The following is a 23,836-nucleotide window of genomic DNA, read 5'->3' as shown; positions in this document are numbered from 1 at the left end:
GTTCGAGATGATGACAACCCTCATGGCTTGGGTATAAGGGCATTTAAGCCGGACGGATGTTCTGGTTGACACGGAAAATGTTTGCCGGATCGAACTTCTTCTTGAGTTTTGCCAATCGCTCGTAGCTCGTACCGTAGGCGAAAGCGACGCGATCGCTCTCATCCCCGGTCAGGAAGTTGATATAGGCGCCACTGCTGGCGAAGGGTTGTGAGCGAGCAAAGAATTCACGTGCCCAGGCAATGCAGTGTGCGTCCTCGGCAGCCGTTTCCCATCGCGCATGCACGTTCAGCACGTAGTTGGCATCACGGTTTGAGTAGGCCATCGCTTCGGGAAGTGCTTGGTGTGTCTGGCCTCCGATCGTGCCGATGAATATCTCGCACTGCGAAGACGGTAATGCACTGGCATATTCGATGATGGCATCGATCGGCCCTTCTTCGAGCGTCGAGAAATTATGTGTTTTCCAGTAGTTGCGGGCACCTGGTGTCAACAGTGGGTCGAAAGCCTGTTGCCAGTCGGTGTATGGCTGTACACCAATGTGCTCGCCGTAAGCGGTACCGAATTCTCGCAACGGTGCGATGTGTCTCTCGCCCTCAGCAGGGTCGCCGGCGTAGCACATGGCGAGCGCGACGATCTCTTTCCCGTGGACGTCCCCAGGTAGAAAGGGTAGAGGAGGCGCCTGGCGAGTGATCAGCCATACGTTGAGTTCGTCCGGCATTGTTTCGGTGAATCGAGCAAACCGTGTGATGACCTCTTTCGCTTGGTCGAAGGGGAAGACGATAAGACCGCACAGTATGTTGGGTCCCACCGGATGCAATTGGTACTCGAAACGCGTCACGATCCCAAAATTACCGCCTCCGCCGCGCAGCCCCCAGAAAAGATCGGCGTTTTCTGATTCACTGGCGTGTAATTGTTGACCATCGGCTGTAATCACCTCCATAGAAAGCAGGTTATCTATGGTCATGCCGTACTTGCGGCTGAGCCAACCGAAGCCCCCGCCCAGAGTTAGACCGGCCACTCCCGTGGTGGAGTTGATGCCTAACGGTGTGGCGAGGCCGTACGCTTGGGCGGCGGCGTCAAAATCAGCGAGGGTACAGCCTGGCTCGACGGAGCCTTGTTGACGCTCTTGATCGATATGCACTCCCTTCATCAGCGAGAGGTCGATCATCATGCCAGCATCGCAGACAGCGTTGCCTGCGATGTTGTGACCGCCTCCGCGTATGGAGAAGGACAAATCGTGCTGGTGAATGAAGCGTAAGGAATGGACCACATCTGCAGCTGAAGTGCAGCGCACAATCATGGAAGGCCTGCGATCAATCATGGCATTCCAGATTTGGCGAACTTCGTCGTATTGCGGATCGTCGGGGAGAATCACACTTCCCGCGACATTGGTCTTGAACTCCTTTAGTTGGGTCTGTGAAAACTGGCTCATGGCAACCACCGTTACGTATGCCACGGGGCACACACCAAAGGCAGCCCCGGGCGGGGGAGAGGAATACGACCAGTCTGGCGATTAGCCTTATGCCTCACAGTGATCCCATGATTGGCATTTCGTCAGTGGATAAGCACAGTATAGGTGTGAATGTCAACAATCTCCTCCTGTTTATGCCCTTCCATCTTCATGTGTCTGCAGCAGGGCTTGGGTGACGCATGATTGCTTGCTGGCCCGCCTGTTGCTCTTCGATTCCTGATCGCGGCATTGGCTTGCGCGCACGCTCCGAGCGCGATTCTGTTATCCTGCCGCCATTCCATCCTTGATCATCCACTCGCTATTACGCGCCGCCTCTTCGTGTGTATGGCGTGGCCAGCTTCACGACAGGATTTGCCGCCGTGTCCGATTCGCCATCCCCATCCGATTTCGCCACTTTGCCGCTGGCGCCTGCGTTGCTCGCCAACCTTGAGTCGCTGGGCTATCACACCATGACGCCGATCCAGGCCGAGAGCCTGCCGGCGATTCTCGCCGGGCGCGACGTGATCGGCCAGGGCCAGACCGGCTCGGGCAAGACGGCGGCGTTCGGCCTGGGCGTGCTCTCGCAGCTTGAAGTGAAAGCGTTTCGCGTGCAGTCGTTGGTGCTGTGTCCGACCCGTGAGCTGGCCGACCAGGTCGCCGGAGAGGTGCGTCGGCTGGCGCGCGAGCTTGGCAACGTCAAGGTACTGACGCTGTGCGGCGGGGCGCCGCTCAAGGCGCAGCGGGACTCGTTGGCGCATGGCGCGCATGTGGTGGTGGGTACGCCGGGGCGGATCGAGGAGCATCTGCGCAAGGGCTCGTTGACACTCGACGCGCTGACCACGCTGGTGCTTGATGAAGCCGACCGCATGCTCGACATGGGCTTCCAGGCGGCCATCGAGGCGATCGTCGGCCAGGCGCCAGCCTCGCGTCAGACGCTGTTGTTCAGCGCTACCTACGGCGCGGGCATCCGGCCCATCGCCGAGCGCATGATGCGCGAACCGCTGAACGTCGAGGTCGCCTCGACTCATGACGACACCAGCATTCGCCAGCACTTTTATCGGGTTGCCGACGAGGATGCCCGTGTGCCGGCGTTACAGCGCCTGCTGCTCAGCCAGCGCCCGGCCTCCAGCGTGGTGTTCTGTAACACCAAGCGCGAGACCCTGCAGGTCGCTGATGCCCTGAACGCGGTGGGTTTCAGCGCGCTGGCGCTCAACGGTGACCTGGAGCAGCCCGATCGCGATCGCATCCTGGCGATGTTCGCCAACAAGAGTGTGTCGATTCTGGTCGCCACCGACGTGGCGGCGCGCGGATTGGATATCGACGCGCTGGATGCGGTGTTCAATTATCAGATCGCCCGCGAGCTCGAGGTTCACGTGCACCGCATCGGGCGTACCGGCCGGGCCGGTGAGCAGGGTGTGGCTTGTACGTTGGTCGCCGACAATGAGCGCTATCGGCTCGAAAAGCTTAGCGACTTCCTCGGCGAGTCGCTTGTCTTCGAACCGCTGCCGACGCTGCGCGGCAACCCGCAGCCGTTCACGCCGCGCATGGCGACGCTACAGCTCGGTGCCGGCAAGAAACACAAGGTGCGCCCGGGTGACATCCTCGGCGCGTTGACCGGCGAGGGGGGTATCGCCGGCGATCAGGTCGGCAAGATCCAAGTCACCGAGCGCAGCGCCTTCGTTGCCGTCGAGCGCGAGGTGGCCCGCGCCGCGCTCGATCAGCTCGCCAATGGGCGGATCAAGGGGCGGTCGTTCCGGGCGCGCCGTGTCACTCGCTAGTCATGTTTTCGTGGGAGCGAATTTATTCGCGATGCCGATACGATGCGTTGCCGATTATTGGCTCATACTATAAATAAGGTGATATGAAAGTACCCAAGAGACTCCAGCCCTTGGTCGACGACGGTTTGATCGATGAGGTCGTCAGCCAGTTGATGAGTGGCAAGGAAGCCCAGGTTTACGTCGTGCGCTGCGGCGCAGATTTGCGTTGCGCCAAGGTGTTCAAGGAAGCCAGTCAGCGCAGCTTCAAGCAGGCAGTGCAGTATCAGGAGGGTCGCAAGGGGCGCAATAGCCGGCGCGCCCGGGCGATGGCCAAGAAGACCCGCTACGGCCAGAAGGAACAGGAAACGGCCTGGCTAACCTCCGAGGTCGATGCGCTGTATCGGCTGGCGGCGGCAGATGTGCGCGCGCCACGGCCGCACGGTTTCGTCGATGGCGTGCTGTTGATGGATCTGATCAGCGACGGTGAGGACGGCGTTGCCCCCCGGCTTGGCGAGGTGACGCTGAGCCCGCAGCAGGCGCGTGATTATCACGACCGAGTAATCGCCGATGTGGTGCGCATGCTGTGCGCCGGGCTAGTGCACGGCGATCTCTCCGAGTTCAACGTGTTGGTCGACCAAGACGGGCCGGTGATCATCGACCTGCCCCAGGCGGTCGACGCGGCGGGCAACAACAGTGCGCCGATGCTGCTGGTGCGCGACGTCGACAACATGCGTGCCTGGTTCGGGCGCTTCGAGCCGGCGCTGCTCAATACTGACTACGGCAAGGAGATCTGGGCGCTCTATGAAGCTGGCGAGTTGCACCCGGATAGCCCGCTCACCGGACACTTCGAACCCGACACCCTCGACGTCGATGTTATGGAGCTGATGGCAGTGATCGACGATGCCCGCGAAGAAGCCGAAGAGCGCCGCGAACGCGCGCGTGACGATCTTGAGGACGACGACTGATTCAGCGGCTAGCGCTGGGGCGCGACAGGGATGTTGTGACGTACTGGCCGCTACGCTTCTATGATGTAGCGGGCCTGTAGGGCCCTTACGTCGAGGGAAAATGCATTTGTTGCCATAGAAAGCTTTGGGGTAGTGTAGGGGCTGTGTTCCTGCCTTATGCAGCATTGAGCGACGATAAGAGCGATATGATGGAAGATACTCATGCCAATGCGGCTTCTGGTAACCTCTTGCCGCTATGATCAAGCATACTGAGCCAGATCAGACGCTTATCAAGATGCCGTCGCTAACGGCAGTGAAATCTTTCGTGGCTGCCGCTCGTTATCAGAACTTTACGCGAGCGGCGGAATCCCTATGTGTCACCCAAGCGGCCATTAGCCGTCAGGTGAGGGAGCTGGAAGGGTTTCTCGGGACCGCATTGTTCAAGCGGGTTGGGCGTTCCATAGAGCTGACCCCGGATGGTTCGATTTTTTTCGATGCCGTCCAGCTCTCTTTCCTCAATATCGCCCAAGCGGCAGACCGTATCCAAAAGCAGAGCTCGACCAATACCAAGCGCTCGCTAACGCTTTGTTGCTCACCCGCATTTTCAGCGTTGTGGTTATCGCACCGTTTGCCCAGTTTTTTCAGCGCCCACCCGGACGTCGACCTTCAACTGGTGACAACCGAGAATTTTCTGACGCTGGAACCCGGGGTTCGTCCCGACATCTTCATTACCAAGATGCAAAAGGTACGTGAAGGTTATCGTGGGATTCCTTTGTTCCATGATGTTATCTACCCCGTCTGTTCACCGAACTATCTGGAGGCACATCCAGAACTAAACACGCTAGAAGGTTTGCGTAATGGTGTATTGCTCAATCTGAGCCCATACGGTCGTTCGCAAATAGCGGAGCACGTCAACTGGGAAATGTGGTTAGCCATACACAAAGCACGTGATGAAGGGCCTCCTCAGGAAGGAATGCACACCTTCAATGCCAACGATTACAACATGCTTGTGCAGATGGCGTTGAATAATCAAGGAATTGCGTTGGGCTGGGATCACCTCGTGAATCCATTGGTCGCCAAGGGACGCTTGGTGAGGCCTGTCGAACAGGAACTCACTTTGGAAGGCACCCGGCATTATCTGGCTTATCGCGAAGACAAAGAAGACGACGAGACGCTTTCTCTTTTCAAACACTGGTTTCTAAATCAGTGCGATATCGCCACGGCAAGCGCATGATGGTGGGCTTTCAGAAGGTACGGAGATGAAAGCGTTGAAGCTCTCCCATCTGCATTGATGGGATGCTGGCTAAAGTGCTACTGCCATTCCCGACGGACGGGAATGGCAGAAAGCCGTAATGTGGCCTTTCTCACGCAAGCTGTATCCAGGTCGTTTTTAGCTCGCAATATTGGTCGTGGGCATGCAGCGACTTGTCGCGGCCACTGAAACCAGACTGCTTGTAGCCGCCGAAGGGCGTGGTAGCGTCTCCCTCCGAGAAGCAGTTAACGGAAATCGTACCCGCTCGGATCGCCGCGGACATACGATAGACCGTGTTCAGGTTCTCGCTCCACAGCGATGCCGCCAACCCATAACAGGTATCGTTGGCGATCCTGATTGCTTCCTCTTCCGTGTCGAAGGGCACCACTGCCAGGACGGGACCAAAGATTTCTTCCTGGGCGACTGAGGCGCTCGCAGGCACCTCGTCGAAAATGGTCGGAGCGACGAAATAGCCCCCCGTTTCTTCGTTCAACCGCTGACCTCCTGTGACCGGGACAAAGCCTTCGGCCTTGGCGCGCTCGATATACCCCATGACCTTTTCCAGATGCGCCTGCTCTATGAGAGCACCAAGTTGAACGGAGGGATCCAGGGGATCGCCTGTGGTCCAGTCGGCATCGAGTTGGCGCAGCACCTCTTCGAGTAGTTTGTCCTTCACTGAACGGTGCACAATCAAACGCGAGCCCGCAGAGCAGTTTTCACCCATGTTCCAGAACGCGGCAGCCAGGACATCGCTCGCCACGGCCTGTATATCGGCAATGTCCGACATGACGATCTGCGGGTTTTTACCGCCGCATTCCAGTACCACGCGCTTGAGGTTACTGGCGGCTGAATACTCCAGAAAACGCCGTCCCGTCTCCGTCGACCCCGTGAAGGCGACCAAATCGATGTCCGGGTGAAGCCCGATGGCCTTGCCAGCAGTATGCCCCAGCCCAGGCACGACATTGAGTACACCGGATGGGATGCCGGCTTCCAAGGCCAGCTCGGCCAATCTCAGCGTGCTCAGCGAGGTCAGTTCCGAGGGTTTCAGAATGACGCTGTTGCCCGTCGCCAGTGCGGGCCCTAGCTTCCAGCCCGCCATCATGGCCGGGAAGTTCCACGGCAGAACGGCCGCAACCACACCGATCGGCTCGCGAGTGATCGTGGCCATGACATCCTTGTCGGTGGGCGCGACTTCGTCATACAGCTTGTCGATCGCCTCGGCGTGCCAGCGCAGGCTGTTTGCCGTGTCGGGGATGTCCACATTGAAACATTCGCCAATCGGCTTACCCGCTTCGAGCGCCTCAAGGGCGGCAAGCTCGAAGCAGTGCTCTTCGATGGCATCGGCGAAGCGTATCAGCGTGGCCTTGCGGTCGGCAGGCGCGAGTTGCGACCAAGCGCCACTCTCGAACACGCGACGTGCCGCCTGAACGGCCATATCGACATCTGCGGCATCACAAGCAGCGATCTGAGTCAGTAATTCGCCGGTGGCCGGATTCAATGTAGCGAATGTTTCTGCAGAGCGAGCAGGGACGAATTGACCATCGATAAACGCCAGATTGCGGTATTCCAGCCGTTCGATCTGATGCTTGATAGTTTCTTGTGTCAGAACATTGGACATTGTTGTTCTCCTGTTTAATGCATTGACTAGAGCTCAATACCGGCTTGCCATTCCTTCCAGGCCAGCGTCGAACGCACTCCCAGGCCGAGCAGAGGCTCGGGCGGGTTAGCGATGGGCTTTGGCTGTTGCAGCATGTCATTGAGCAGTTCGCTTTCGACACCGAGTGCATACTCGGCAATCAGTTTTCCGGTAATCGTCCCGCGGGTCAGGCCGAGTCCATTCTGGCAAACGGCGCTGAAAACCCCCGGTTTGATTTCACCAAAAGGCGTCCCCCCATTGCGGGAAACGCATAAAGCGCCTCCCCAGGTGTACTCCATGTCGACCTTTGGCAGCATGGGGAAACGTTTTTCGAATGAGCGACAATGAGAGGTACGTACACGTTGGAGTCGGTTTGCACTGGCACTGACGCTCGGGTTGTATGTAAAGGAGTTGCGTATACAGATGCGCCCATTGGACAGTCGTCTTACCGTGGTTCCCATCGGGTCTGAAGGTATCAGGCCCCAGCTTTCCTCCCCCCCCAGCGCGTCTTGCTCATGGGGGGTCAAAGGCCTGGTCAGGCTTCCGTAGGTATAGACAGGGAGTATTCGTCCCTTGAGGCCAAGTTGGCTAAATTGAGCGGCATAGGCGTTGTTGGCCAGTATCATCTTTGTGGCCTTCAATTGTCCCTGATCGGTGATCAGGGTATGAGGGGCGCCGATGGTAATGTCGCGTACAGGGCTATCCTCGTAGAGTTGGACATTTGCCGGGAGCGTAGCGCCCAGGCCGCGGCACAGTGCGGCTGGTTGCACCAAAACTGCCCCAGGAGTGCGTAAACCGGCACTATAGAAGTCTGTGCCGGTTATGCGCTTCATCGCTTGGCGATCCAGCTCGTGATAAGGCTCGTCCAGTGCACTCAGTCCCTTGGCGAACGACGTTAGCGCGCGGATACCATGAGGCTCGACAGCGCCGTGGAGTTTGCCTTTTTCCTGCCAGTCGCATTGAATGCCGCAGCGCTGCACGATGTCACGCATGTAAACGATCGCACCACGGTTGAGACGGATCTGACGGAGATCCGTCTCCCGGGCACCGGTATAGCTGTGTGACGCCAGATCATGCGGTAAATCGATCATGAAACCGGAGTTGCGCCCAGCTGCTCCGAAGCCGACACGGCGTGCATCAATCAGAGCAATCCGCTTCCGAGGCTGTAGTTCGGCCAATCTACGCGCGGCAGCGAGGCCAGCTAGCCCTGCACCCAACACAACCCAGTCGGCCTCGGCCTTACCCCTAAGCGGCGTTGCTGCTGGTGGTTGGGGAAGTGTGTCATACCAGCCACAGCGGCCATCATTTTGGGGAAGTAGATTGCATTGGAGTTGCATATCGAAGGCCTCCACCAACAATCGCTCAGCCGCGTTGAGCGACAAGTGCATCGTATGCACTTTTAAAATTGGCCTTTTCTTCATCGTTGAGAGGAAGCAAGGGACGCCGCGCTGGTCCAACCGGTAGACCCGCCAGTTCGCAGCCATACTTGATGTACTGGCAGAACTTGCCGCCCTGTTCGAGGAGGTTGAGTACCGGCAATAGGCGAGAAGCCAGTTCACGGCCCGCAACGAAATCTTGTTCAACCACACATGCCTGATAGAGGGCAACGTGCTCTGGTGCCAGGAAATTGGACGCCCCGCCAACCCAACTGCGGGCACCCCAAGTGAAGAACTCCAGCACCTGGTCGTCCATGCCGCAACTTAGCTGGATCTGATCTTTAAAGTCATTGGCGAGGGCATGCATCCGCTCTATAGAGCCTGTGCTTTCCTTGATTGCCTGAATATTGGGACGGTCGCGAAGCGCCTGAATGAGCTCAAGGCTCATCGGCACACCAGTGCGATCGGGAAAGTTGTAGAGCATGACTGGCATATCGAGGGCGTCGTCAATACAGCGAATATGCTCCAGCAATTCGTCCTGAGTCGGCTGGCAGTAATAGGGAGCCGGTACCAAAATCGCATTATAGTTGACGGATTTTGCATAGCGGCCCAGTTCCAGGCATTCCTCGGTCGTCGTGGCGTTGATACCCGCCATGATGGGCGCACGGCCATTGACGTGTTCGGAGACAAAGGCAAGCGCTTTCTTTCGCTCATCTTTGCTCAAGGCATAATATTCGGCAGTCGTACCGCCGATGATCAAACCGCTCACCTTTTGGTCAATTAATGTGTCGACGACGTTGCCTAGAACGGTAAGGTCAACAGACCCATCTTGGGCGTAGGGAGTGACGACAGGCGTCCAGATACCATCAAAATTCATATTATTCCCTTTTGTTTGTAAGTGATGTGAGGATGGCCGAATGGCCATGTCTACAGAATAAGCATGCGGGCGTAACGCAAGAAAGAAACCTTTTTTGGTAATTTTCAATTACCACAGGTTATTGATTTCTGCCCTTGATGTTCAGGTGACTTTTGTACATTGTGATCGGTTGGTGTTGTCGCCCATAAGAATATTGGCAATGCGTTGTTACTCTTGACTTTTAGCAACGAACTATTAGATGTCAGTATCCTGTATTGACGATAGATTGAATTAAATTGTTTGCCCTCTAACGAAATCGAGATGCATAATTGAGTGATAGCTTCTTCTGTGTGCCTTCCCCCCTACGAACCTGCAGCCCTAGCTGAAGCGGGATGGTGCTGACCGCCTCAATTGGCTAGCCGGTACCGGTCGACAGCTTCGGTAATGCCTATTAGTAGTGCTGTGTGTGTGTCTATCATAACCTCAGGTTTTGCTTTGTACTGAAGAAAAGTCGTTTTCATTACTCACCCCGTAGTAATAGGTTGAAAGAATGCTTGGCATGCAGCCATGCGAAAAGGTACGAGTCCAATTACAAAAGCTCGCCTGGAGAGGTGTTATGACACTGAAAAATGCAATGACGGTTAACTCAACCTTAGTGGCAGTATCACTTATCGCCGCTGCTGGTTTCTCGGCTTCCACTTGGGCAAGTGAGAAAGAGTTAGATTTTACGATAGCGACGGAGTCGGGTGACCGAGAATCGCCACAAGGCCAGGCAGTAAAGCGAATATCGGATATCGTGGAAGAGGAATCCGATGGCAGAATTTCCATGAATGTTTTTTATCAGGATGAGATCGGGGGGCCTCAGGAGCTTTTCGACCAGTTGGTCCGCGGCAATATCGACCTCTTCCTGGGCTGGCCCCAAACATCTTACGATGAAAGGCTTGGCGTGCTGACGTTACCGTATTTGACGTTAGGATGGGATGATGCACTTGAAACCTATGGCCAGGATGGCTGGATTACGGAAGTCATTGATCCCATCTTGTCGGATATCGGGCTGAAGTACCTAGGGCCTTTTCCGGAAGGCTTTGGTGGTATAGCGACAGCGGATACCTATGCGACTAACTATGAAGACGCGCAAGGAATAAAGCTTCGCTCGCAACCTATCTTTCCGTTGCCTCAAACGATTCAAGCCATGGGCTTTCAGGCTGTTCCTATTGACTGGTCCGAAGTTTACACCTCAATCCAGACGGGCGTCGTCGATGGTGACTCTAGTAATGTGATCTACTGGGACTACACTTATTTTAACGAGTTGCTCGACTATTTTGTGCATTCCAAGCACAACTTCTCTTTCTATACTTTCTTGATGAATCAAGGGGCATGGAAGGCTCTGGATGAAGAAGATCGGAAAATAATCTCTGATGCCGTGGAAGTCGTAGTTAACGAGCAGTTCGAGAATGCCCAGGCCGAAGATGAAAAGTGGATCAAGAAGGCCCAGGAAGATGGCATGGAATACATTGAGCCGTCCGATGCCGAAATGAAAGCATGGATTGAACGAGTCCGTAAATCAGTGTGGGTCGAGGCAGAGGAATCCTTGGGCGAGGACATCATGAAATCTGTTCGTGAGAATGCCTCCAAGCCACAATAATGTCTTGACAGGTGATATGGAGTGGCCGCTTTAGCGGGCCACTCCGCTCACTGCCTATTGGGGCAATATCATGAAAACCTTTATGAATCTCCTTGTCACTCTCGATGATAAGATCACATCTCTTATCAAAGTCGCCGTGACGATACTAGGCATCTTCGTGTCCTTCGCCATGGTGGCAGGAATTGCTTCAAGGACTCTTCTCGATGTGCCCGTCTTTGGTCTGGAAGAGCTGGTTCTGATGGCCGCCATATGGCTGTATATGCTCGGAGCTGCCTTGGCATCGCGGGAAAGATCCCATCTCAGTGCCGACTTTATTCAGGCCTTTGTGCATCATGAGACTTGGCAAGACATGATAAGGCTGCTCGCCACCGTGCTCTCGGTCGTGATGGCAACCTTTTTTGTGACCTGGAGCTACAGCCTTTTTTCTTGGGGTTTTGACAAAGGCCAGGTGACGCCAGTGTTCGGCATTCCACAATATCTTTCCCAGGGTAGCCTGTTTGTGGCGAGTGTTCTGCTGCTGGTCTATGCGGTAAGAGACTTAATCAAGGATGTTGGGAAACTCATGAACAAGTGATATGTAAATGAAAAGAGATGGTTCAAGAAAGGCCTGACGCCATGAGACCTTTTAACAACAACCGGAGAAATATATGGGTGCCTTATTAGCTATAGGTGCAGTCGTAATTTTGATGATCATAGGCGTGCCGGTTGTGTTCTCGTTTGCCGCCATGACGCTCGTGCTCTCGCTCGCTTATGATGTCGATATCTCGTCATTAATGACAACAGGGTTTTGGTCCATCAATTCCATTATACTTCTGGCGCTACCGCTATTTGTCATGACCGGCTATTTGATGCAGTCAGGGGGGATCGCAGCCAGGTTGTTGCGTTTTGTCGAGGCTGTCGTGGGCTCGTCCCGCAGTGGAATGGGAACCTCCATGGTGATGGCCTGCGGCGTCTTTGGTGCTATTTCGGGCACTGCCTCTGCCGCCGTGGCCTCTATCGGCACCATCATGATCGGTCCGATGGAGAAACACGGTTATAGCCGTCCTTACTCCACCGCCTTGGTCGGGATCTCTTCACTACTCGGGTTATTGATTCCGCCCAGCATCACCATGATTCTTTATGCCGTGGTGACCCGACAATCTGTCGCTGCCGTGTTTTTGGCAACCATCGGCCCGGGTATCCTGTTGATCATTTTCTTGTGCGTCATCAACGCCATCAAGATGCGCAAAAACCCTGCTTATAATCCCGAAGTGATCACGCTGAGCAACCGGTTCCGGGACATCGGTAGTACGGGGTGGAAAGCCTTGCCCGCGTTGATGCTTCCGGTCATTATCCTGGGCGGTATCTACGGCGGCATCTTCACTCCCACCGAGGCGGCAGCTATTGCGGTCGTCTATGCCATTCCCGTCGGACTGTTCGTTTACCGTGACCTCGACATGAAGGCGCTGGCACGTTGTTTCATTCAAGCGGCCACGACGACAGGCGTCATCATGATCATCCTGCTCTTTTCCTTTGTCGCGAGTCGTATCTTTACCTTCGAAAGAGTGCCACAGCAATTGACCGATCTCTTGTTGGACCTCTTCCAGAATAAGTTACTGATTCTGCTGATGGTCAATCTCTTTCTGATCCTGATGGGAATGATCATGGATGATGTGAGTGTCGTGGCCATTCTCAGCCCACTGCTGTTGCCGGTCATGGAGAGTATTGGCATCCACCCGGTTCACTTTGCCGCCATCGTGGGCACCAGTGTCGTCATCGGTTGCAACAGCCCGCCCATGGCGCCAATCCTGTTCATGAGTTGTCGGATAGGACAGGTCGGCATGTCTCAGGTGATTCGGCCCGCTTTCAGCTTTATGCTGCTTGCCGCGTTGCCGGTGATGCTGATCACGACCTACTGGCCGTCGTTGTCACTTTTCCTGCCTCGGCTGCTCGGCTATGTCGGCTAGTACAAGCATTGTGGGAAAGTGAAAAAAGAAAGCTGCCCCCCTCGGGGGCAGCTTTTCGTGGGGAGCCAGCGCCTTGGCATCGAGACGTGCTACTCATCCTTGAACGATGGCCAGGTGTCGGTCAGGCGATAGCCTTCAGGCCAAGGATCTTCGGGATCCAGCATGTGCTGATGAATACCCGTGATCCAGCCCCGGCCCGAAATTTCCGGGACGATGGCCTGTTGACCTCCGACTGTCGTTTCGCCTTTGAGACGGCCCTGAAACTCCGACCCGATGATCGATCTGCCGGTGAAATAATCTCCCACGGCCATCTCGTCCCGAGCATGCAGTAGGGCCATACGGGCGGATACCGCCGTGCCAGTGGGGGAGCGGTCAATCTTTCCTGGCTGGATCGATACCGCTGAGCGGGCCGAGAGGCGGTTTCCCTCACGCCCCACGGGGCCTGCGAACAGGCAGAAAGAAAAATGCGTCCACTCCGGGTTGTCTGGATGATGGAACGTCAGCTGCTCATTGGCAGCATTTGTGATGCGCACGCCAAGCTTCGCAAGGTGATGAGCTTCGTGTTCTTCAAGGCTGAGCCCGAGCTCGTCAGCATCCACGACAACGAAGCTATCACCACCGTAAGCGGTATCGACTCGAATCTCCCCGATGCCTGGCACGTGAAGTGTCTGGTCCAGCGCGCAGGCGAAGGAGGGAACATTCTCCACGGTGATCCGCTGGGCCTTGCCGGCATGACACTCTGCCGTCACCCTGACCAGTCCGCCTGGGGCCTCGAGAACCATTTCGGTCACCGGCTCTTGCATCGGGATGATGCCACTATCCAACAACACTGTGGATACGCAGATGGAGTTAGAGCCCGACATGGGCGGAGTATCCTCCGGCTCCATGATGATCCAGCCCATCTGGGCTTCAGGATGCTTTGGCGGGACCAGGAGGTTAACGTGACGGAAGACTCCACCGCGCGGTTCGTTGAGGACGAAGTTGCGTAGTGTCTGATCTTTGTCGATCCAATTGCGTTGTTCCCAGAGAGTGTCACCTGGCGGAGGTGCAACGCCCCCGACAATGACATCGCCCACTTCGCCTTCGGCATGGCATGAAACAACGTGAATAGTTTTTGAAGTTCTCATGTATATCTCCTATCCGCCGCTCACAGGAAACGGCGGATATCTTCGAGGACGGCAGTATCGATCGTAACCTGATCCGCTTCCGACACATCGTTTTGTACCGGGCGGCGACCGGGTACATAGGTGCCGCGGTCGGCGATTCGGTCGAGCTGTCGGCTCAAACGCGTGGCAAAGTCTGCGTCGATGGCCGTGGGCTGGATGGCAATGATCGTCATCCCGGCATCGATCAGGCGCTCTCCCTTTTGGAAGTCCGGCATGTCGAGTGACCAGGAGGCGCCAGATACCCCGGCGGCGAGGCACTCGACCATCAATGCAACGTTGGCGCCTTTTGTACCGCCGAACGCTAGAAGCGTGCCGCGCAGGGCGGCGGTGGCATCGGTCGTCATGCTGCCCGTTTCGTCGGTGGCCCAGCCGGCGGGAATCTCGCGACCTTCTTCTGCTGCCTTGGCAAGATTGACGAAGGCCGTAGCACTGGAGGCCTGATCGATGACCAGTGGCGCGATGGCATCGGCCAGGGGCGCGGCAAACGCCATCGGATTGGTACCGAAAACGCCCTGGCCACCGGGGGCCCCCGCGACCACGGCAGGACTGTTGGACACGGCAAAGGCAATCAGCCCTTCCAGAGCCAGACGGCGCACGTAATAGCCTAGCTCACCGGTCGTATAGCTATTGCGTTGGGTGAAGAGCGTAACGCCCAGCTCCCGGGTTCTTTCGACGAGCGTTGAGGCTGCCGAATCGAAACCGAGCTGCGCGATGCCGCCATCGGCGTCCGAATGCATGATGGCCGGCAAAGGCGAGGTGAGTTGCGGCTCGGCATAGCCATTGATGCGCCCTGCGCGGAAACTGGAAAGATAGTCCAGTAGATGCGGGAAGCCGACGCCAGCGCGTCCGAAGAGCTCAGCCGACACTGTTGCCTTGGCCAGGGAGCGCGCGGTGGCGTGATTGGCGCCCGCGGCGAGACAAGCCCGTTCGGCCAGGATTTCTGCCTCGTGGGCGGAAAGAGTCTGTTGTTCCAAGAAACTTGAACTCCTCATAAGCGCCGCCAAGCCACTCTGAAACGTGGCCTGGCGGCTCGGCGTATTGGTGAAAGGCGTCTAACGGCGCTGTGTCTCAAAGATCCTTGACCAGTCTGAGGGCATCGTAGATGGCAGCATGCGTATTTCGCTGGGAAATCGCGTCACCGATTCTGAACAGTTGGAATGTGCCCTCTTCATTGGTATTGAGCGCTTGAGGAGTGCCGACGATCAGCTTGTCATAATTGACCGCGCCCTGGTTGCTCGATAACGGTTTCAGTTCCTCGTAGAGATCTTCCATCGGCAAGGTGCCGAAATTGACCACTACCTGGTCCACGCGCCGTTCCCGCTGGACGTCGGTGTAGTCACTGTTGACCGAGGCCACCAGGCCGCCCTCGTCGCGGCGAATGCCGGTCAGGCGAAAAGTCGGCGTGAATGTCACGTCCAGCTGCTGGAGAGAGCGCATATACGGCACCAGGTTCATGGCCATGACCTCCGGCGCCAGTGCGCGATCGGCGGTCATGTACTCCACTTTACCGCCCGCCTTGGCAATGATCTCTGCCGCCTGCAAGGCTGTATGGTCACCGGCGTCGTCATAGACGAGGACATTGCTGCCCGGCTTGACGTGGCCAGAGAGGATATCCCATCCCGTGATGGCCAATTCGTTGCCTTCATCAAGCGCCTGCTCGTTGGGCAGCCCACCGGTCGCCACGATGACGACATTGGGCGATTCGGCGAGCACTTCGTCCTGCTCCGCGAACACGTTGTACTGGAAGGCGACGCCCATGGCTTGGCAGCGCTCAACGCGCCAGTCGATGATCCCCATCATCTCGCGGCGACGCTCGCTTTGTGCCGTCAGGCGGATCTGGCCGCCCGGGGCATCGGCGGCTTCGAGCACCACGACTTCGTGTCCGCGCTCGGCAGCCACTCGCGCTGCCTCCAGACCGCCAGGCCCGGTGCCGATCACCACGACCTTACGCTGGGTATCGGCCGGTGGGATGGTGTGCGGCATGGTGGTTTCGCGGCCGGTGGCCGCGTTATGGATGCAGTAGGCCGCTCCGCCTTGATAGATGCGGTCGAGACAGTAGTTGGCGCCAACGCAGGGGCGGATCTCCTCTTCGCGTCCCTCCATGACCTTCTTCATCAGGTGGGGGTCTGCCATATGGGCGCGTGTCATGCCGACCATGTCGACCTTGCCGGAGGCGATGGCGTGCCGTGCTGTGGCGACATCCTGGATCTTGGCGCCGTGGAAGGTGGGGAAGTCGACTTCACGCTTGATGTCACCAGCGAAATCCAGGTGCGGTGCGCTGGGCATGCCCTGGATCGGAATGACATCAGTCAGGCCGGGGTCGGTATCGATATGGCCCTTCACGACGTTGAGGAAATCCACCAGGCCGCTGTCCTTCAGCCGGTGCGAGATCGCCATGCCGTCGCGTGCATCGAAGCCCCCGGGCAAGCATTCATCGCCGGTGTAGCGCACCCCTAGCAGGAACTTATCGCCTACCCGTTCACGGATGCTTTGAAACACCTCAAGAGTGAAGCGAAGTCGATTTTCCAGGCTACCCCCGTAGGGGCCATCGAGCTCATTGGTCAGCGGCGACCAGAACTGATCCATCAGGTGTCCGTAGGCCTGGATCTCAAGGCCATCCAGGCCAGCGGCATACATGCGTTCGGCAGCGTCGGTGTAATCCTTGATGAGTCGCTCAATATCCCAGAGCTCCGCCTTCTTGGGATAGGCGCGGTGGGAGGCCTCGCGGTGGTGAGACGCCGAGATGACCGGCAGCCAGTCGCCCTTGTCCCAGCGAGTCCGGCGGCCCAGGTGGGTTAGCTGAATCATGACCGCAGTACCGTGCTCGTGGCAGGCGTCGCTCAGATCGCGCATCCACGGCACCACTTCATCCTTGTAAGCAAGAATATTGTTGAAAACGGGCGGGCTATCTCTGGATACCGCAGCGGATCCCGCCGTCATGGTGAGCGCCACACCCGCCTTGGCGCGTTCGACGTGATAGGCCCTGTAAAGCTCCTTGGGCATACCGTCTTCCGGGTAGGCAGGTTCATGCGAGGTCAGCATGACTCGGTTTTTTAGCGTCAGATGCTTGAGTTGTAGAGGTTGTAGCAACGGATCGTTTTTCATGATGGGAAGGCCTTTTTGTTTTGGTGTTGACACAAGCTAGTCTTCGCTGTACATCTTTGTCAATAATGAAGACAGCGGTGTACATAAAGCCGACAAGTCGCTTTTTGATATCATCATCGTCGTGTCCATTACCTGAGGAAGTTGCGTGAAAAACGACCGTCCCACTATTAACCAGATTGCCTGGATCGATGCGGCGTACGACTTGTTGATCACCTCCGGTGTCAGCGCCGTCAAGATTGTGCCGCTGGCCAAGAAGCTGGGAACGTCGCGCACCAGTTTCTACTGGTTATTCAGGGACCGTGGAGAAGTGCTTGGCGCACTGCTGGACCGCTGGGAACGCCAAAATACCCAAGCGCTGGTGCTGCAGACCGAAAAGTATGCCTCCTCGATCGTCGAGGCGATGCTGAACGTTTTCGACTGCTGGTTCGACCCAGCGCTCTTCGACTCGGAATTCGAATACGCCGTTAGAAGTTGGAGCTTGCAAGAGGACGCCGTCTCCGAGCGGGTCCGCCGCGCCGATGAACAGCGCCTTGAAGCCTTGCAAGCCATGTTTATCCGCTACGGCTACGAAGCCTCTGAAGCCGATACCCGGGCCAGGACCGTTTACTTGCTCCAGATCGGCTATATCTCGATGCATACCCAAGAGAGCAAGGACACGCGTATCCGGCGTGTGGCCCAGTATGTCGATATCTTTACCGGACAACCCTGCACACCCGCGGACTTGGAGCGTTTTGCCGCACGGCATACAGCCCGGTTCCCAGCCGAGGAGCTGGCGGCTGTCCAACAGGAGATGATTCATGAAGCAGACACCGACGCTCGGCATCCTCGGCGGTAATGGTTGGCTGGGTAGCGCGCTGGGCCGCGCGGCACTGACCAGTGGTTTGATTGGCCCCGAGCAACTTGTCGTGACGGCTAGCCGCTCGGGTTATCACTACGACGAGTGGCCGGATGTCACTTGCGTCGACAGCGCCGAGGCGCTCCTTGCGTTAGCCGATGTCGTCGTCGTATCGGTAAGGCCCGAGCAGTTTGCCGAGTTGAATCTCTTGCTCGAGAAGCGGTTGGTGATTTCGTTGATGGCCAAGGTACCGGTCACCACGCTGAGCCAGGCCACCGGCAGCCAGCGTATCGTGCGCGCGATGCCCAATGCCGCTGCTGCCATCGGGCACTCCTATACGCCCTGGTATGCCACGCCTGGCGTCGACCAGGTCGAGCGCAGTTGGGTCCATCGGTTGCTGTCGAGCTGCGGGCCATGCGATGAGTTCGAAGATGAACCCCACATCGATTACCTGACAGCCCTGACCGGTAGCGGTCCGGCTTTTCCGGCGCTCTTGGCGGACGCGCTGATCAGTCATGCCGTGGCTCAGGGAATGACAGAAGCGACTGCCCGGCGCAGCGTGCTACATACCCTATCGGGCGCCAGCCAACTGATGCTGGAGAACGCCGCCCCTCCCAGTGAACTGGTCAAAAGGTTTCTCGATTACGGTGGCACAACCACCGAAGGCCTGAATGCCATGCTTCAAGGTGGTTTTAGACAGGCCGTTCATCGTGGGCTGGATGTAGCCCATGACGCCGCTAGGCATACGCCTGGCTGAGTTGTCCGACTAACGATATTTCTTCAACAACACCATAAAAGGAAGAGAGTATGAAACCCGATAACAATACCGTACTTCCCTCTCCTGGCGGGGCTCGAAAATCCCCCCTCCTGCTTGGAAAGCCCGTATCAGCAACAACCATTCTCCCCGGTTTGCGTCCCAGACGACGATCCGCGTAGCCATTGCCTTGATCAGCGACTGAGCCATCAGCACAGCGTTGATCATACTCAAACAGTAACAACAACTATTGCGGTGCCATGGCACTGCCAGGCCGGCTTTTGCCTTAAATAAGGAGAACGCTGATGCTAGATAACAATAATACGGTCGTTATCGCGACCTTTGCCCTCTATTTCGTGGCGATGTTCATTATCGGCATCGTCGCCTGGAGAAGGTCCTCCGACTTTTCCGATTACGTACTGGGCGGCCGTTCGCTGGGCCCCTTTGCGACTGCCATTTCGACCGGGGCATCTGAAATGTCCGGCTGGTTGATGGTCGCCATGCCCGGTGCTGCTTATCTCTCGGGCATGTCTTCGTTCTGGATTGCTGCCGGTCTGCTAACCGGCTCGCTCTTGAATTGGCTGATCGTCGCGCAGCGACTGCGCGTCTACAGTTTCGTGGCCAACAACTCGCTGACGATTCCCGAGTTTCTAGCCGAGCGATTTCAGCAGCATACCCAGGGATTACGGCTGGTCGCTTCGCTATTCATCATTGTGTTCTATCTCTTCTATACCAGTTCGGGACTGGTCGCTGGCGGCAAATTGCTCAATACCGTCTTCGGCATGAATTATGAGCTCGCGGTGGTGCTGGGGGTGCTCGCCATCGTTTCATACACCTTCTTCGGTGGTTATCTGGCCGTGTCCTGGACCGATGTTTTGCAGGGCATCATGATGCTATTCGCGCTGGTCGCGGTACCGGTAGCGGCGATCACGGAGTTGGGGGGAGTCGATGCGTCGGTGGCATCGGTGCGGGATGCATCCCCGTATCTCTTGCAGTGGTTTACCGATGCCGCCAGTGGCGAGCGTCTGACCTGGATTGCGATCGCCAGCTCGTTGGCCTGGGGGTTGGGCTACTTCGGCCAACCCCATGCGCTGGCGCGCTTTGCCGGCATCAACGACCATCGCAACATCCCCTTTGCCCGCCGCGTGGCAGTCTCCTGGACTGCCATTGGCCTGGTATGCGCCTTATCGATCGGTGTGTTGGGACATGGCTTTTTCCCTGACGGTATCGATGATCATGAGCGCATTTTCATGTTCATGGTCGACATGCTGTTCAACCCGATCATCGCCAGTGTGTTGTTGACTGCCATTCTGGCCGCGGTCATGTCGACGGCGGATTCGCAGCTATTGATCTGTTCCTCGACGATCGCCGATGACATCTACAAGGCCGTATTTCGTAAGCATGCCACCCAAAAGGAACTGATGCTCGTGGGGCGGTTGGCCGTACTCGGCGTCTCCGCGATAGCACTGATGCTGGCACTGGCCCCCGACTCGGACGTCCTGGCGTTGGTGTCCTATGCCTGGGCCGGTTTTGGCGCTTGTTTTGGCCCGACGCTGATTCTCTCTTTGTATTGGAAGCGCATGAATCAGTGGGGCGCGCTGTCGGGCATCGTCGTTGGTGGCGTCACCGTCATCGTCTGGTCCTGGTTGTCAGGTGGGATTTTCGACCTTTACGAAATTGTTCCCGGCTTCGCGTTCTCTCTGATATCCATCGTCTTGGTGTCGTTGATGACAGCAGCTCCGCTTGCCTCGGTTTCACGCCAATTCGATGAAATGCAGCACGAACTTCAGGAAAAACAACAGGAGGCTCATGCATGAAAATTCTCGTCGGCGTCAAGCGTGTCATCGATTACAACGTTCAGGTCAAAGTGCGCTCGGACAACACGGATGTGGATCTGAGCAACACCAAAATGGCCATGAATCCCTTCTGCGAAATCGCCGTTGAAGAAGCGATTCGGTGTAAGGAGAAAGGCATTGCCACCGAGGTGGTCGCCGTGAGTATCGGTCCCAAGGGCGCTCAGGAGCAGCTACGCACCGCGCTGGCGCTCGGCGTTGATCGGGCTATCCATGGCCAGAGTGAGGAGCAGGTCGACTCGCTGGATGTCGCGCGCGTCATGGCCGGCATCGTCGAAGAGGAACAGCCGGGCCTGGTGATTCTCGGTAAGCAGGCCATCGACAGCGACAACAATCAGACGGGCCAGATGCTGGCCGCACTGACCGGCATGGGGCAGGGCACCTTCGCCTCGGAACTGGCAGTGGAAGGCGAGCAGGTCACGGTGACCCGTGAAGTCGATGGCGGCCATGAGACGCTAGCGTTGCGCCTACCGGCGGTGATCACCACGGACCTGCGCCTGAACGAGCCTCGTCATGCTCGCCTCCCTGACATCATGAAGGCCAAGAAAAAGCCCATCGACACTCGCAAGCTCGAGGAGCTGGGTATCGAACGCGCGTCCTATCTCACACTCATGCGTGTCGAGACACCCGCGCAGCGCCAGGGCGGGGTCAAGGTCGACTCGGTCAGCGAGTTGGTGAACAAGCTGAAAAACGAAGCGAAGGTGATTTCATGAGCATCCTGATCGTAGCGGACCATCACGACAATACACTGGCCGACGCAACCGCCCATGTGGTCAACGCGGCCCAACGGATGGGGGCAGACATCGACATTCTCGTTGCTGGTGAACGGGTCGAGGCCGTGGCTGAAGCGGCCGCTAGCCTGGACGGCGTGCGAACGGTGCTGATAGCAGATCATGTGGCGTATGCCCACCAGCTGGCCGAGCCGATGGCCGAGTTGATCGTTTCCCTGGTCGCCGACTACACCCATCTGCTGGCGGGTTCCTCCACGACGGGCAAGAATATTCTGCCCCGTGTCGCAGCGCTCAATGGCGTTCCGCAAGTCTCCGATATCATCGCCGTCGAGTCGGCCGATACCTTCAAACGGCCCATCTATGCCGGCGGTGCGATTGCCACGGTCAGCAACAGCGCCCCGCTCAAGGTCGTAACGGTTCGAACGAGTGCCTTCGAGGCTGTCGGTTTCGGGAGCAATGGCAACGCAGAGATCAAACCCTTGGCGACCGCCGTTGATAATCCACGTTCCACCTTCGTCAGCGACGCACGCGCCACCAGTCAAGGGCCGGAGTTGGGCAGTGCCCGAGCGGTCGTGTCCGGTGGGCGTGGGCTGGGCAGTGCCGAGAACTTCAAGCTGCTCGACGGTGTGGCAGAAACGCTTGGCGCGGCGATTGGCGCTTCGCGTGCTGCGGTGGATGCCGGTTACGTTTCCAACGACATGCAAGTGGGACAGACTGGAAAGGTCGTGGCGCCGGATCTCTATATTGCCGTCGGCATCAGTGGTGCCATTCAGCACTTGGCGGGGATGAAGGATTCCCGTGTGATCGTGGCGATCAATAACGATGAGGAGGCGCCGATCTTCCAGGTCGCCGATTATGGACTGGTCGGAGATCTGTTCGAGGTATTACCCGAGCTCGAGCGTCAAATCAGGGCCTGAACTCCATGCCGCAAGGTGGCTTTCGAGACGAAGCCCTGGGGCCAATGGCAACACGCCATTGGCCCAACGCGAGGAGCACTAGTGCTCTGACTTCAGTCGTGCACGTCCAAACGCACCATGTGATAGCTCAGCGGTGCGATCGTCCCCTTTAGCGTATTGCCGTCAACGTCCAGGCCCTGACCTTGGGTGGGGCGTACATTGCCGGGTTGCTCGGCGGTATTGGCCGCTTTCATGTCGGGATAATCGATGGTTTGGTGCTCCTTGAGCTGGCAGGCCGTGAAGCCGCCCAGATCGACCCCGAGGTCGAGTGCCTCGTCGGGATGGCGGTTGACGATGAACAGGGCGATGGTTCCCTGCGCGTCGTCGTGCACGGCGGACACGTCGAGATAGGGGATATCGCCGAGTTCGTCGACCGCGTAGGTCGGGCTGTCGACAGCCAATCGCAAGGCCTTGCCACGGCCGAAGCGGGAGGCGAAATACAGCGGGTAGAAAATCGTCTGGCGCCAGGCATTTCCGCCGCTCTCGGTCATGATCGGGGCGATGACGTTGACCAACTGCGCGATGCAGGCGATGCGCACGCGGTCGGAGCGACGGATGAAGGTGTTGAGCACGCAGCCGATCAGCAGGGCGTCCTCAACGTTGTAGGCGTCCTCGAGTATTGCCGGTGCGAAGGGCCAGTCGTTGCCCTGCAGGATGCGCTTGTCGCGCTCGGTGCTGTGATACCAGACGTTCCACTCGTCGAAGCAGATGTGCACGTCCTTGGTGGAACGCTTCTTGGCCTTGATGTAGTCGATGACCCCGCCGATCGATCCGATGTAGCGATCGAGTTTCTCGCTGAGTGCCAGGTAGCTACCCAGGTCGTCGGCATAGTTGGTGAAGTACATGTGCAGCGAGATGTAGTCGACCGTCTCGTAGCAGTGGTCGAGCACGGTGGCTTCCCACTCGGGGTAGCTGGCCATGTCAGGGTTGGAGGAGCCGCAGGCGACCAGTTCGAGGCTACTGTCGTAGGCTTTTAGAGCCTTGCCGGTCTCGTTGGCGAGATGGCCGTATTCGTCGGCGTTCTTGTGACCGACCTGCCAGGGGCCGTCCATCTCGTTGCCCAGACACCAGAGCTTGACGTTCCATGGTTCCTGGCGGCCGTTGTGAATCCGCAGGTCGCTCCAGGCACTGCCCTCAGGGTGGTTGACGTATTCGAGGAAGTTGCGGGCAGCGTCGATGCCGCGCGAGCCGAGATTGACCGCCAGCATCATGTCGATGCCGGCCAGCTCGCACCAGTCGGCGAACTCGTGGATACCTATCTGGTTAGATTCGCGACTGTGCCAGGCCAGGTCGAGCCGTACCGGGCGCTCCTCGCGCGGACCGATGCCGTCTTCCCAATTGTAGGCGGAGACGAAGTTACCCCCCGGATAGCGCACGATGGGCGGCGCTAGCTCCTTGACCATGTCGAGTACATCGCGGCGAAAGCCGTTGTCGTCCGCTTCGGGATGGCCCGGTTCGTAGATGCCGCTATAGATCGCCCGGCCCATGTGTTCGAGAAAGGCGCCGTAGAGGCGGTCATCGATCTCGCTGATGACGAAGTCGCGGTGCAGGGTGACGCGAGTGTGCATGATGATCTC

The 23,836-nt window shown here is 57.5% G+C and carries 19 protein-coding genes; 11 read left to right on the top strand and 8 right to left on the bottom strand.

Going from position 1 to position 23,836, the window contains the following annotated elements; genetic code table 11:
* Window positions 1-43: 43 nt before the first annotated feature.
* Window positions 44-1,429 (bottom strand): FAD-binding oxidoreductase, encoded by a 1,386-nt coding sequence (locus tag LUN51_RS04390; protein WP_246894360.1) that lies wholly within the window; start codon window positions 1,427-1,429, stop codon window positions 44-46.
* 398 nt (window positions 1,430-1,827) lie between these two features.
* Here LUN51_RS04390 and dbpA point away from each other — a divergent pair, with 398 nt between their 5' ends.
* The 3 genes from dbpA to LUN51_RS04375 all read left to right on the top strand — a co-directional run bounded on the left by dbpA (window position 1,828) and on the right by LUN51_RS04375 (window position 5,382).
* Window positions 1,828-3,225 (top strand): ATP-dependent RNA helicase DbpA, encoded by a 1,398-nt coding sequence (dbpA, locus tag LUN51_RS04385; protein ID WP_097021437.1) that lies wholly within the window; start codon window positions 1,828-1,830, stop codon window positions 3,223-3,225.
* Between the two features lie 83 nt (window positions 3,226-3,308).
* Window positions 3,309-4,169, top strand: coding sequence for a PA4780 family RIO1-like protein kinase (locus tag LUN51_RS04380; protein WP_277810298.1), 861 nt, complete (start codon window positions 3,309-3,311; stop codon window positions 4,167-4,169).
* Between the two features lie 235 nt (window positions 4,170-4,404).
* Window positions 4,405-5,382 (top strand): LysR substrate-binding domain-containing protein, encoded by a 978-nt coding sequence (locus LUN51_RS04375; RefSeq protein WP_277810297.1) that lies wholly within the window; start codon window positions 4,405-4,407, stop codon window positions 5,380-5,382.
* Window positions 5,383-5,512: 130 nt separating this feature from the next.
* Here the strand turns inward: LUN51_RS04375 and LUN51_RS04370 are convergent, their stop codons facing one another.
* Genes LUN51_RS04370 through LUN51_RS04360 form a run of 3 tightly spaced genes read right to left on the bottom strand, consistent with a single transcriptional unit; the run spans window position 5,513 to window position 9,289 of the window.
* A complete protein-coding gene (locus LUN51_RS04370) occupies window positions 5,513-7,018 on the bottom strand; it encodes an aldehyde dehydrogenase (RefSeq protein ID WP_277810296.1) in 1,506 nt (501 codons plus the stop codon).
* Window positions 7,019-7,044: 26 nt separating this feature from the next.
* A complete protein-coding gene (locus LUN51_RS04365; protein WP_277810295.1) occupies window positions 7,045-8,424 on the bottom strand; it encodes an NAD(P)/FAD-dependent oxidoreductase in 1,380 nt (459 codons plus the stop codon).
* Window positions 8,399-9,289 carry a dihydrodipicolinate synthase family protein gene (locus tag LUN51_RS04360; RefSeq protein ID WP_277810294.1) on the bottom strand — a complete coding sequence of 297 codons (891 nt, stop codon included), beginning with the start codon at window positions 9,287-9,289 and terminating at the stop codon, window positions 8,399-8,401. Before LUN51_RS04360 ends, LUN51_RS04365 begins: the two co-directional genes overlap by 26 nt.
* A gap of 595 nt (window positions 9,290-9,884) precedes the next feature.
* Here LUN51_RS04360 and dctP point away from each other — a divergent pair.
* From dctP to LUN51_RS04345, 3 genes are all read left to right on the top strand, one after another.
* Entirely contained in the window at window positions 9,885-10,913 is a 1,029-nt protein-coding gene (gene dctP / locus LUN51_RS04355; protein ID WP_277810293.1) for a TRAP transporter substrate-binding protein DctP, read from the top strand.
* A gap of 70 nt (window positions 10,914-10,983) precedes the next feature.
* Complete coding sequence (locus LUN51_RS04350) at window positions 10,984-11,487, top strand: TRAP transporter small permease (protein ID WP_277810292.1); 504 nt, start codon at window positions 10,984-10,986, stop codon at window positions 11,485-11,487.
* Window positions 11,488-11,560: 73 nt separating this feature from the next.
* A complete protein-coding gene (locus LUN51_RS04345) occupies window positions 11,561-12,859 on the top strand; it encodes a TRAP transporter large permease (protein ID WP_277810291.1) in 1,299 nt (432 codons plus the stop codon).
* A gap of 89 nt (window positions 12,860-12,948) precedes the next feature.
* Here the strand turns inward: LUN51_RS04345 and LUN51_RS04340 are convergent, their stop codons facing one another.
* The 3 genes from LUN51_RS04340 to LUN51_RS04330 form a co-directional block, all read right to left on the bottom strand.
* Window positions 12,949-13,986: a trans-3-hydroxy-L-proline dehydratase gene (locus tag LUN51_RS04340; protein WP_277810290.1), complete on the bottom strand. Its 1,038-nt coding sequence runs from the start codon at window positions 13,984-13,986 to the stop codon at window positions 12,949-12,951.
* A gap of 20 nt (window positions 13,987-14,006) precedes the next feature.
* Window positions 14,007-14,999 carry an Ldh family oxidoreductase gene (locus LUN51_RS04335; protein WP_277810289.1) on the bottom strand — a complete coding sequence of 331 codons (993 nt, stop codon included), beginning with the start codon at window positions 14,997-14,999 and terminating at the stop codon, window positions 14,007-14,009.
* Window positions 15,000-15,093: 94 nt separating this feature from the next.
* Window positions 15,094-17,130: an NADH:flavin oxidoreductase gene (locus LUN51_RS04330; RefSeq protein WP_277810288.1), complete on the bottom strand. Its 2,037-nt coding sequence runs from the start codon at window positions 17,128-17,130 to the stop codon at window positions 15,094-15,096.
* 145 nt (window positions 17,131-17,275) lie between these two features.
* Between LUN51_RS04330 and LUN51_RS04325 the strand changes: the two genes are divergently transcribed.
* The 5 genes from LUN51_RS04325 (at window position 17,276) to LUN51_RS04305 (ending at window position 22,220) form a co-directional block, all read left to right on the top strand.
* Window positions 17,276-17,965, top strand: coding sequence for a TetR/AcrR family transcriptional regulator (locus LUN51_RS04325; RefSeq protein WP_277810287.1), 690 nt, complete (start codon window positions 17,276-17,278; stop codon window positions 17,963-17,965).
* Window positions 17,928-18,722 (top strand): pyrroline-5-carboxylate reductase family protein, encoded by a 795-nt coding sequence (locus LUN51_RS04320; protein WP_277810286.1) that lies wholly within the window; start codon window positions 17,928-17,930, stop codon window positions 18,720-18,722. The genes LUN51_RS04325 and LUN51_RS04320 overlap by 38 nt, the downstream gene beginning before the upstream one ends.
* A 302-nt stretch (window positions 18,723-19,024) precedes the next feature.
* A complete protein-coding gene (gene putP / locus LUN51_RS04315) occupies window positions 19,025-20,536 on the top strand; it encodes a sodium/proline symporter PutP (RefSeq protein WP_277810285.1) in 1,512 nt (503 codons plus the stop codon).
* Window positions 20,533-21,285 carry an electron transfer flavoprotein subunit beta/FixA family protein gene (locus LUN51_RS04310; RefSeq protein ID WP_277810284.1) on the top strand — a complete coding sequence of 251 codons (753 nt, stop codon included), beginning with the start codon at window positions 20,533-20,535 and terminating at the stop codon, window positions 21,283-21,285. Before putP ends, LUN51_RS04310 begins: the two co-directional genes overlap by 4 nt.
* Window positions 21,282-22,220 carry an electron transfer flavoprotein subunit alpha/FixB family protein gene (locus LUN51_RS04305; protein ID WP_277810283.1) on the top strand — a complete coding sequence of 313 codons (939 nt, stop codon included), beginning with the start codon at window positions 21,282-21,284 and terminating at the stop codon, window positions 22,218-22,220. Before LUN51_RS04310 ends, LUN51_RS04305 begins: the two co-directional genes overlap by 4 nt.
* Window positions 22,221-22,312: 92 nt before the next feature.
* On the opposite strand, the gene LUN51_RS04300 is transcribed toward LUN51_RS04305, so the two are convergent.
* Window positions 22,313-23,827 (bottom strand): alpha-N-arabinofuranosidase, encoded by a 1,515-nt coding sequence (locus tag LUN51_RS04300; protein ID WP_277810282.1) that lies wholly within the window; start codon window positions 23,825-23,827, stop codon window positions 22,313-22,315.
* Window positions 23,828-23,836 lie beyond the last annotated feature (9 nt).

The organism is Chromohalobacter canadensis, from assembly GCF_029544075.1.
GTDB lineage: Bacteria > Pseudomonadota > Gammaproteobacteria > Pseudomonadales > Halomonadaceae > Chromohalobacter > Chromohalobacter canadensis_A.
This window is presented reverse-complemented; position numbering and strand designations above follow the sequence as displayed.

Excerpts from the sequence above, each read along its gene's own strand:
- LUN51_RS04360 (WP_277810294.1), bottom strand. The coding sequence starts at position 9,289 with ATGAATTTTGATGGTATCTGGACGCCTGTCGTCACTCCCTACGCCCAA.
- LUN51_RS04305 (WP_277810283.1), top strand. The coding sequence starts at position 21,282 with ATGAGCATCCTGATCGTAGCGGACCATCACGACAATACACTGGCCGAC.
- LUN51_RS04370 (WP_277810296.1), bottom strand. The coding sequence starts at position 7,018 with ATGTCCAATGTTCTGACACAAGAAACTATCAAGCATCAGATCGAACGG.
- LUN51_RS04365 (WP_277810295.1), bottom strand. The coding sequence starts at position 8,424 with ATGCACTTGTCGCTCAACGCGGCTGAGCGATTGTTGGTGGAGGCCTTC.
- putP (WP_277810285.1), top strand. The coding sequence starts at position 19,025 with ATGCTAGATAACAATAATACGGTCGTTATCGCGACCTTTGCCCTCTAT.
- LUN51_RS04330 (WP_277810288.1), bottom strand. The coding sequence starts at position 17,130 with ATGAAAAACGATCCGTTGCTACAACCTCTACAACTCAAGCATCTGACG.
- LUN51_RS04345 (WP_277810291.1), top strand. The coding sequence starts at position 11,561 with ATGGGTGCCTTATTAGCTATAGGTGCAGTCGTAATTTTGATGATCATA.
- LUN51_RS04380 (WP_277810298.1), top strand. The coding sequence starts at position 3,309 with ATGAAAGTACCCAAGAGACTCCAGCCCTTGGTCGACGACGGTTTGATC.
- LUN51_RS04320 (WP_277810286.1), top strand. The coding sequence starts at position 17,928 with ATGAAGCAGACACCGACGCTCGGCATCCTCGGCGGTAATGGTTGGCTG.
- LUN51_RS04375 (WP_277810297.1), top strand. The coding sequence starts at position 4,405 with ATGATCAAGCATACTGAGCCAGATCAGACGCTTATCAAGATGCCGTCG.
- LUN51_RS04340 (WP_277810290.1), bottom strand. The coding sequence starts at position 13,986 with ATGAGAACTTCAAAAACTATTCACGTTGTTTCATGCCATGCCGAAGGC.
- LUN51_RS04310 (WP_277810284.1), top strand. The coding sequence starts at position 20,533 with ATGAAAATTCTCGTCGGCGTCAAGCGTGTCATCGATTACAACGTTCAG.
- LUN51_RS04390 (WP_246894360.1), bottom strand. The coding sequence starts at position 1,429 with ATGAGCCAGTTTTCACAGACCCAACTAAAGGAGTTCAAGACCAATGTC.
- LUN51_RS04350 (WP_277810292.1), top strand. The coding sequence starts at position 10,984 with ATGAAAACCTTTATGAATCTCCTTGTCACTCTCGATGATAAGATCACA.
- dctP (WP_277810293.1), top strand. The coding sequence starts at position 9,885 with ATGACACTGAAAAATGCAATGACGGTTAACTCAACCTTAGTGGCAGTA.
- LUN51_RS04300 (WP_277810282.1), bottom strand. The coding sequence starts at position 23,827 with ATGCACACTCGCGTCACCCTGCACCGCGACTTCGTCATCAGCGAGATC.